The sequence below is a fragment of the Streptomyces lushanensis genome, from assembly GCF_001700515.1.
GTDB classification, from domain to species: domain Bacteria; phylum Actinomycetota; class Actinomycetes; order Streptomycetales; family Streptomycetaceae; genus Streptomyces; species Streptomyces lushanensis.
The window spans coordinates 1-6,947 of the sequence record NZ_MAUD01000442.1 but is presented as its reverse complement, the minus strand read 5'-3'; the positions used below and the strand labels follow the sequence as shown (position 1 = coordinate 6,947).

Here is a 6,947-nt window from a genome sequence, read left to right as displayed (position 1 = left end):
CACCACCAGCCGTGGCGGGCCCGCGACGCTGTCCGCTTCATCCGCTTCAGGTGACCCGCGCGGCCGAGTCGTCGGTCCCGCGCGTCGTCCAAAGCGCCCCCGCGTCAGACGGAAACGGCGACACCGTTGAACGTCGTTTCGGGCGTCTGGGGGCTGGTGAAGCGGGCGTTGACGAGGTAGAGGCGATTGCCCCACCGTGCGGCCGTGGTGGGGACGTCGAAGCGGGCGTCGGTGATCGTACGGCGCAGGGTGGCGGAGCGGACCTTGGTGTCGAGATCGAACACGCTGATGAGGTTCAGCCGGTTCTGCACGACGTACAGCGTGCGGCCGATACGGACGAGACCGTCGCCGTTGGCGACGTTGTCCGCGCCGCGCAGCGCGATCTCGGTGGCGCGACCGGTCCTGAGGTCCACGTGGTAGAGCTTGCCGGGCGTACTGCTGACGACGACCAGCCCCCGGCCGTCGGGGGTGCCCACGATGCCGTTGGCGTTGTTCACGTCGGGCGTCTGCACCCAGTCACCGCTGAGCGGCAGACTGAGGATCTCTCCTGCGTGGCCGCGCGGTACGCCGTGAAGCACGCTGTCCCGCGAGTCGGTGAACCAGGCGCGACGGCCGAGCAGAATGACGTCGTTGACGAAGTGGCCCGTCTCGGCGGTCAGTTGGTACGTGGTCACGAGCTCGCCGGTTCGGGAGTCGATGACCCGCGCGGATCCACCGCCGCCTCCGGCGACGTAGAGCAGGCCGTCGTGGTCCAGTTTGAGTCCTATAGCCGCGGTGCCGGCGGCCCCCGCGTAGACGAATCCACCCCTGCCGGTGCGGAGATCGGTGCGGTACACGGCGCCGTTGGCGCGCGAGCCCATGTACGCGTACGGCCTTCCGCCGATGCTGATCCCCTCGGGGAGGAAACCGTCGGGAAGCGGGAACTCGGTCGGGTACACGCGAGTCCGGGCGCCGGAAGCGGCGTTCGCCGTGCCGGCTTCGGCCGCCACCGCGAGCGCGGCGGCGGCACCGGCGAGAACCGTGCGTCGGGACAGACGGGGGTGGTTCAGGGACATGGTTCCGGGCCTCCGTGAAGTGTCGGATGGGACTCGGCGGACTCACTGACTCAGTGACTCAACGGTCCGTTAACTCGGTTCACTGCGTCAACTGTGCTGTGCCTTCTGCTCGTTCGTCACGAGGTGTCACCTACGAGTTCCTTCGGGCCGTCGTCTCCGGCGGCCTCCGCCAGGGTCCAGCCGCTCTTGCGTTCCGTCTCGCTGAGCAGACCCCCTCGGGTAGGACACCATCCGACGGAGAAGGGCGGCTGACGTCCGGCTTCCCGACGCTCCGGCCAGTGGGAGATCTCCGTTCATACCGGATGACGGCAGGGTGCAGGTATCACTCCTGTCCGTAAGGGGCGCTTCCCCGCGCGGGCCTGGGGCCGAGGCCGAAATCCGACAGCCGACAGCCGACAGCCGGCAACCCACAGCCCCAGGTCGGGTCGGGTCGGGTCAAAGAGGGGCTACGGCGGCATCGTGCATCCGGTCTTCTGTCGCCACCGCGGCCGGCTTTCTGTGACGCGAACCGTATGGTTCACCCTTGGGCGGTGGGGCGGACGACCAGTTCGTTCACGTCGATGTCGGAGGGCTGGGCGATGGCGTAGTGGACCGCCTCGCCGATCGCGGCGGCGGGGATCGCGATGCTCATCTGGTCCATGACCGCGTCCCTGGTGTCGTGGTCGCCGATGGAGTCGACCAGCTCGCTTCGGGTCAGGCCGGGGCTGATCACGGTGACCCGCAGCTTCCGGCTCTCCTGGCGCAGCCCCTCCGACAGCGCGCGGACGGCGTGCTTGGTGGCGCTGTAGACGGCGGCGGTCGGGTCGACGCGCAGCCCTGACACGGAGGCGATGTTCACGATGTGTCCGGCACCTTGGGCGCTCATGATCGGCAGGACGGCGGCGATGCCGTGCAGGACTCCGCGCAGATTGACGTCGATCATGCGGTCCCATTCGTCTGTGCGCAGCGCGTCCAGACGTGACAGGGGCATCACGCCGGCGTTGTTGACCAGGACGTCGACGCGGCCGTAGCGGTCGTGGGCGGCCGTGACGAAGGAGCGCACGCTGACCGGATCGGTCACGTCCAGGGCGTACGGCAGAGCGCTGCCGCCATCGGCTTCGATCTCCTTGGCGAGGGCGGCCAGGCGCTCGGCGCGTCGGGCACCGAGAACGACAGGGTGCCCGGCGGCGGCCAGCCGTCTGGCGGTGGCTTCGCCGATGCCGCTGCCGGCCCCGGTGATCAGCACCACCTTGGAGGCGGCCGTGGGAGGGAGGGTCATGCGTACCCCTTCGGGATTCGGGTTGGCCGCGTGGTGTGCCAACCAGGGTTTTCAGGGTGCGCCTGATCCGGCCACGGCGGCAGGACGGGCCTTCCTAGGTGCGGCACCCCCAGGAAGCGGCGGCGTACGATCTGGGCATGAGCGGCAATGAACTGGGTGACTTCCTACAGGTGCGTCGCTCGCGTGTCAGCCCGGCCGACGTGGGGTTTCCCGCTTCCGCGGGACGCCGTGTCAAGGGACTGCGGCGTGAGGAGGTCGCCGTTCTGGCCGGGGTCAGCGCCGACTACTATGCCCGCCTGGAACAGGGCCGGGAACGCCATCCCTCCGGCCAGGTCGTCGACGCCCTCGCGCGGGCACTACGCCTGGACTCGGATGCCTGCTGGCACGCCTACCACCTGGCCGGGCTCGTACCGAAGCCCGATCTTCCTTCCCCGGACGAGGAGAAGGTCGCTGACAGTCTGCTGCGGCTGATGGACGCCTTTCCCACCGCGGTCGCCTATGTTCTCAACCGACGCATGGACGTCCTGGCCTCGAACATCCTTGCCGACGCACTGCTCTCGCCCCTGACGGATCCGCGTGCGATGGTGCGTTCGCTGTTCCGCGATCCTGCGGCCCGGGAGTTGTTCGCCGACTGGCCCGCCGTGGCCCACGACGCCGTCTCCGCCCTGCGGCTGGCCTCCGCACACGAGCGACACGACGCCGGGACGACCGCTCTCATCGCCGAACTTCTGCGGGACAGCGAGGAGTTCGCAACGCTGTGGGGATCGCACAGTGTGGGGCGCCTCGGCAGCAAGACCAAGACGTTTCACCATCCGGTGGCAGGCCGCTTCACCCTCACCTACCAGACCTTCGAAGTGCAGGACTCCCCCGGCCAGTCCCTGTTCGTCGGTACGGCCGAGCCCGGCAGCCGCGACGCCGAGGCCCTGGCGAGCCTGCTCCCGATCGCCCGGCATACGCCGTGAGGGCGCCGTACCTACGGCGGCCGGGCGCTCGCGCTCCCGGATGCCCCTGAACGGTGGGGCCGGGTCATTTCGTCCGGGACTCGGCCCGACGCCCCCTGCCAGGACGATGTGTGTGCGCGGCGATGACCTGGTCGGCGACCCACAGGGCCTCGTCGCCCGCGTGCCCGGCGCCCGGCCCACCGTGGAGAACCCCCGGCGCGACAGCTGATTGATCCCCATCCCACCTGCAAGGAGTTGCTGTGCACCATTCCGATGCCCCGGCCATCAGGGAGATCCCCGTGGCGGACAAGGGTGCTGGGCCTTACGGCATCGCGGCCGGACCCGACGGTGCGCTGTGGCTCACCTTCGCGCACAGCGGCCGCATCGCGCGTCTCACCCTCGACGGCGAACTCAACGAATACCCCCTGGACTCGTCTGATTGTCGCCCTACGGTCATTGCTCCCGGGCCCGACGGAGCAATGTGGTTCACCCGGTCCCAGGACCACCGGATCGGCCGCGTCACCATCGACGGCGAAACGGAGTCCTTCCCCGTACCGACGCCCGACAGCGGACCCTTCGGTATCACCGCCGGTCCGGACGACGCGGTGTGGTTCACCGAGATGAACACCGACCGGATCGGCCGTATCACCTGCGAGGGAGAGATCACCGAGTTCGTCCTTCCCCATTCGGGCACCTATCCCTCGGCAATCACCGCAGGCCCTGACGGGGCCCTGTGGTTCACCCTCAACCAGGCGAACGCCATCGGCCGCATCACCGTCAGCGGGGACATCGTCCTGCACCCACTCCCCACCCCCGGTGCCGCACCCGTGGGCATCACCAGCGACGGCGCCGCCTTGTGGTTCGTCGAGATCGCGGCGGGCCAGATCGGCAGGATCTCGGTGGATGGCGGTGTCAAGGAGTTCCCGCTCCCTGACCGCACGGCCAAACCCCACGCCATCGTCGCGGCGTCCGCCGGGGACTGCTGGTTCACCGAATGGGGATCCAACCGCATTGGCCACATCACCGAGAGCGGCGAGATCGCCGAGTACAGCCTGCCGTCACCGTCGTCCGAGCCGCACGGCATCACCGTAGGCTCCGACGGCGCCCTGTGGGTGGCCCTTGAGACAGGAGGGGTCGCGCGGTTGGAACCGTAGCCCGGGACGGCGAACCACTCGGACCGGCCCTGTGCCGGTGTCGCGTCACACCAGACACTCGCGCGGCCCGATCGATGTGCTGTACCTGCGGGTTCACGCGGTGCGACCAGCGCAGACGACAGCCGACGGTTACGAGCTGGTCCCGGGGAGGCCGCTGGAGGCCGACCGTATCCGGGACGGCGGCCTGCTCGCAGCGGGCCGGGGCACTGGTCCAGGACTTGGGCAGGTACGGAGCGCGGTCGAGGGCGGCGTGCCCGTGCCGGGAGGTGTAGGTGAGGTACACCACGACTTGCGCATTTTCGATCCTGCCCGCGGTGCCGGTGTACTGGCGTTGCACTCCCACAGTGTGGGTGCCCTTCTTCAGGTCGCCGGTCTCGTCGACCACCAGCACCGCCTGGTCGTCCGCCGGGTGCTCCAGCACGAGGCCGCGCAGGTCCGCCAGGAGCCCCGAGGGTCGTTGGCCAGGTAGTGGCGGCCGACCTGGCGACACAGACTAGAGTCCTTCCAACAGTCAAGGCGTCCGGAGACGGGGCTGCACTACTTCCGTGCTTCGGTCGCGAGCGTGCGGGGTTCGCCCGCAGTCCCGGGCCAGGAGGACATGTGCAACGCGGCGAAGTCTGGTGGGTCGAGTTCGACGAGCGGCGGCCGGTCGTACTCCTGTCGGGAGACGAGGCGCGCGGGTTCCGGGCGATGCAGGTCGTCGCTCCGGCTGACGTCGACATCAGCGGTCTGGGAGTCGAAGTGGCAGTAGGAGCTACGGAAGGACTGCCCTTCGAAGGCGTGCTGCGGTTCGGCTTCTCGTATCCGGGCTTCACTCCTTGCACCTGGCTGACCACACTGTCCCGGGACGACCTGATCGGGCAGGCGGGCGTCCTGTCATCCGCGAAGCTCAGTGCGATTGAGGATGCGCTCCGTCTCAGTGAACAGGAGAAGGAGTGGACCCCAGCTACGGCTGCGAAGTTCAGCGACATCAGGGACGCCCTCCGTCTCGGCGAGCTCAAGTAGGAGGAGAAAGAACGGCCTCCCTGACAGTCCGGCCGATCTCGTCGAGATGATCAACGGTGGCCCCATCTACCCCTCCGGGGCGCCACCCGCAAGATCACGATCTACGGCTGGAGTACCAGCCTCAGAATGTCAGCCACCACGGAGACCGCTCGCCGACACCTGAGTGGCCGCCGAATTGTGTCTTGCCGCTCCACGCTGACATCGCAGCTCTTACCGCCCCCATCACGGCCGGATCGTCGACAGCCGGTCCTGGGGCCGCGGCCACCACGACGGAAACCGCCACTGACCCGCGTGTCTCGGACGACACAGGGACAGGGCTGTCGTCATCGATCACCCAAGACTCGACCATGAGCACGACGATCTCACAGACGGATCCAAGAGACAGTGCCTAAGGTTTGTCCTGTGGCTGATCTCGGGATGGACGCAGCCGCAGTCAGCAGCGGCGAGTCCACCTTCCCCACCCGGCGAGCACGAGGTTGTGCAGGCACGCGACGCCGGGCCTCGCGTGGTGTACTCCGTCTCCTTCGAGCCGACAGTCGCGCAGGATCTTCCAGGTCCTCATACGCGCAAAAACGTGCTCGCCACGAGCGCGGACCTGCTTGTGGGACGTGTGAGCACGTCACGAATCCCACCAGAACCCGCACACGCCCCCATGACCGTTACGAGACAGCCCTTGGACAACTCCTACGGGATTGGTGGATGGCTGCGGAGAATTTCTGGTGGCTGAAAGACGTACGAACGCCCGGACGGACGGTGTGCGCAGGGCCGGGCGGGGGCGGCGCTCGGGGTGGAGTGGGTGCGGCGCCATGGCTCCGGATGAGACGCAGGCCGTCTTCGCATGCCCGTAATCCCCGTCACCGCGGTCCGTATCGTCCGCTGCCCACGGCGTACCTCAACTGCTGGCGCTCAGCGCGCCGTACGGAGCATCGAAGTCCGTCGGCGAGCCCACTCCCCGACCCTTGCGACCCGGACCGGTCCAGTGCTTTCAGCTCAGCAGGCCCTACGTATCCGTACTTCAGCCCCCGTCTGCTCGCCCTTGCCAATCCACTCGTTCGCCTCTGCCTGGCTTGTCAGACCTCGCAACTAGAATGCGCAACGATGGGGCCGGTCCCGAGGCCGCCAGCACTGGAGAACGGCAGCCTCCCTGGTCTGCGCGGGGGTGGTCTCGGCCCAACCGGCGTCCAGGCAACGTCGAGGGCCACGAGTGCAGCCTGTCAGCCCGGCCCTGTCTCATCCGACTCGTTCACCGGGGCAGCCCCTACGGTGGGCGCAGACAGCTCCGCAATCGCGATGCACTTCTGCAGCCGCGACACCTGTGCCCGGGCCGGGCGGCTCAAGCCGACGACGACACCGGCCAGGACACGGGCCACGACCCCAGCGCTCTGCGGGAGTAGCAGCCGCATAGCCCTGTGGGTGCGCCAGGGCCGCGCGGGCAGTACGCCAGGGTCCGGCGGAAGCCCTCCGCGTCGGGTGGTTCCGGCATGCCGTCGCGCTGGGCTGGTGCTCGTGGTGTCGCGAGTTCCGTCGGCCCGCC

The 6,947-nt window shown here is 68.6% G+C and carries 5 protein-coding genes and 1 pseudogene; 3 read left to right on the top strand and 3 right to left on the bottom strand.

Annotated features, from left to right (window positions below; translation table 11 throughout):
• Positions 1 to 104: 104 nt before the first annotated feature.
• Together BFF77_RS29035 and BFF77_RS29030 are read right to left on the bottom strand one after the other, a co-directional pair.
• Positions 105 to 1,055, bottom strand: coding sequence for an SMP-30/gluconolactonase/LRE family protein (locus tag BFF77_RS29035; protein ID WP_066955744.1), 951 nt, complete (start codon positions 1,053 to 1,055; stop codon positions 105 to 107).
• Positions 1,056 to 1,572: 517 nt separating this feature from the next.
• Positions 1,573 to 2,313 (bottom strand): SDR family oxidoreductase, encoded by a 741-nt coding sequence (locus BFF77_RS29030; RefSeq protein ID WP_066955742.1) that lies wholly within the window; start codon positions 2,311 to 2,313, stop codon positions 1,573 to 1,575.
• 137 nt (positions 2,314 to 2,450) lie between these two features.
• On the opposite strand from BFF77_RS29030, the gene BFF77_RS29025 reads away from it, so the two are divergent.
• Positions 2,451 to 3,275: a helix-turn-helix domain-containing protein gene (locus BFF77_RS29025; RefSeq protein WP_066955750.1), complete on the top strand. Its 825-nt coding sequence runs from the start codon at positions 2,451 to 2,453 to the stop codon at positions 3,273 to 3,275.
• Between the two features lie 239 nt (positions 3,276 to 3,514).
• Positions 3,515 to 4,408, top strand: a complete 894-nt coding sequence (locus tag BFF77_RS29020; protein ID WP_079125586.1) for a Vgb family protein — start codon at positions 3,515 to 3,517, stop codon at positions 4,406 to 4,408.
• A 145-nt stretch (positions 4,409 to 4,553) separates the two neighbouring features.
• Here the strand turns inward: BFF77_RS29020 and BFF77_RS33795 are convergent.
• Positions 4,554 to 4,844, bottom strand: a pseudogene (locus tag BFF77_RS33795) (transposase); the annotation flags it as partial.
• 164 nt (positions 4,845 to 5,008) lie between these two features.
• Here BFF77_RS33795 and BFF77_RS29015 point away from each other — a divergent pair.
• On the top strand, positions 5,009 to 5,413 hold the full coding sequence (locus BFF77_RS29015; protein ID WP_066955739.1) for a type II toxin-antitoxin system PemK/MazF family toxin: 405 nt from the start codon (positions 5,009 to 5,011) through the stop codon (positions 5,411 to 5,413).
• Positions 5,414 to 6,947 lie beyond the last annotated feature (1,534 nt).

What these genes read in the sequence shown, in the direction of transcription:
- BFF77_RS29035 (WP_066955744.1), bottom strand. Translation starts at nt 1,055, where the DNA reads ATGTCCCTGAACCACCCCCGTCTGTCCCGACGCACGGTTCTCGCCGGT.
- BFF77_RS29030 (WP_066955742.1), bottom strand. Translation starts at nt 2,313, where the DNA reads ATGACCCTCCCTCCCACGGCCGCCTCCAAGGTGGTGCTGATCACCGGG.
- BFF77_RS29025 (WP_066955750.1), top strand. Translation starts at nt 2,451, where the DNA reads ATGAGCGGCAATGAACTGGGTGACTTCCTACAGGTGCGTCGCTCGCGT.